The 1,800-nt window shown below is 63.3% G+C and carries 1 protein-coding gene; it reads left to right on the top strand.

The features are described from left to right. A partial coding sequence (katG, locus tag PHA81_RS20755; protein ID WP_273838783.1) for a catalase/peroxidase HPI occupies nucleotides 1-1,800 on the top strand: 1,800 nt, incomplete at both ends.

Genomic DNA, 1,800 nt, shown 5'->3' with positions numbered 1-1,800 from the left:
CTCGACAAGGCCCGCCGCCTGCTTCAGCCGGTCAAAAAGAAGTACGGTAAGAAGCTTTCGTGGGGAGACCTCATCGTGCTCGCGGGGAACGTCGCCCTCGAATCGATGGGGTTCGAGACGTACGGCTTCGCCGGTGGCCGCGAGGACGCATTCACCTCCAACGAGGTCGTCGAGTGGGGCCCCGAGACGGAGTGGGAGACAACCTCGCCCGAGCGGTTTGACGACGGCGAGGTCGGCAATCTCAAAGACCCGCTCGGCAACACCGTGATGGGCCTTATCTACGTGAACCCCGAGGGGCCGTACGGCGAACCGGATGTCGAAGGATCTGTGAAGAACATTCGCGAGGAGTTCAGCCGGATGGCGATGGACGACGAAGAGACCGCCGCGCTCATCGCTGGCGGCCATACCTTCGGGAAGGTCCACGGTGCGGATGACCCCGAGGAGCACGTCGGTCCCGAACCCGAGGCAGCGCCGATTGAGGAGCAGGGCCTCGGCTGGGCCCAGGAGTACGGAGACAAGATTGGCGGCCTCGATGCGATCTCGAGTGGCATCGAAGGTCCATGGAACGCTACGCCGACCGTGTGGGATATGAACTATCTCGACAACTTGTTGGACTACGATTGGACTTCGGTCAAGGGGCCCGGCGGTGCCTGGCAGTGGCGGCCGGTCGGCGACGACATCAACGACGCACCCGGCGCGCGGGATCCCTCGGAGACAGAAGAACCGATGATGCTGACGACGGATGTCGCCTTGAAACACGACGACGACTACCGGGAGATCCTCGAGCGCTTCCAAGAGAACCCCGAAGAGTTCCAGGAGGCGTTCTCGCGGGCGTGGTACAAACTGATCCACCGCGATATGGGCCCGCCCGAGCGATTCCTCGGCCCGGAGGTCCCCGACGAAACGTTCGTCTGGCAAGACCCCGTCCCGGATGTCGACTACGAACTCGTCGGCGACGAGGAGATCGCCGAACTCAAAAAGACACTTCTCGCTTCGGATCTCTCACGCTCCCAGCTGGTCAAAACCGCGTGGGCGTCGGCGTCGACGTACCGCGACAGCGACAAGCGCGGCGGTGCGAACGGTGCGCACCTCCGTCTCGAACCCCAGCGGAGCTGGGAGGTCAACGAACCCGAGGAACTGGAGACTGTACTCGAAACTCTCGAATCTGTCCAGACGGAGTTCAACGACTCCCGCTCTGACGACGTGCATGTCTCGCTGGCCGACCTCATCGTGCTCGGCGGGAACGCGGCTATCGAGGAAGCCGCGGCGGACGCCGGCTACGATGTCGAGGTGCCGTTCGAACCCGGTCGCACGGACGCGACCCAGGCGCAGACCGACGTCGAATCCTTCGAGGTGCTCGAACCGAAGGTTGACGCGTTCCGGAACTATCTCGGCGGCGAGTACGACGACCTCTACGATTCTCCGGAGGAGCGGATGGTCGACAAGGCAGAGCTACTGAACCTGTCTGTTCCGGAAATGACGGTGCTCGTCGGCGGGATGCGTGCACTCGGCGTGACCTACCAGGATACCGGTCGCGGCGTCCTCACGGATCAGCCGGGTACGCTCAGTAACGACTTCTTCGTGAACCTACTCGATATGGACTACGAGTGGGAGCCAGTCGACGAAGACAACGAGCTCTTCGAGGTCCGCGACCGCGACACCGACGAGGTCGAGTGGGAGGCCACTCGTCTCGACCTGATCTTCGGCTCGAACGCTCGCCTCCGCGCCACCGCAGACGCCTACTTCGCTGACGACGCCGAAGAGCAGTTCGTCGAGGACTTCGTGGACGCCTGGAGCAAC

It is taken from the genome of Halococcus sp. PRR34 (assembly GCF_028617175.1).
In the GTDB taxonomy this organism is placed as follows: Archaea; Halobacteriota; Halobacteria; order Halobacteriales; family Halococcaceae; genus Halococcus; species Halococcus salifodinae.
Note: the sequence above shows the minus strand (reverse complement) of the source record. Positions and strands in the feature narration are given on the sequence as shown.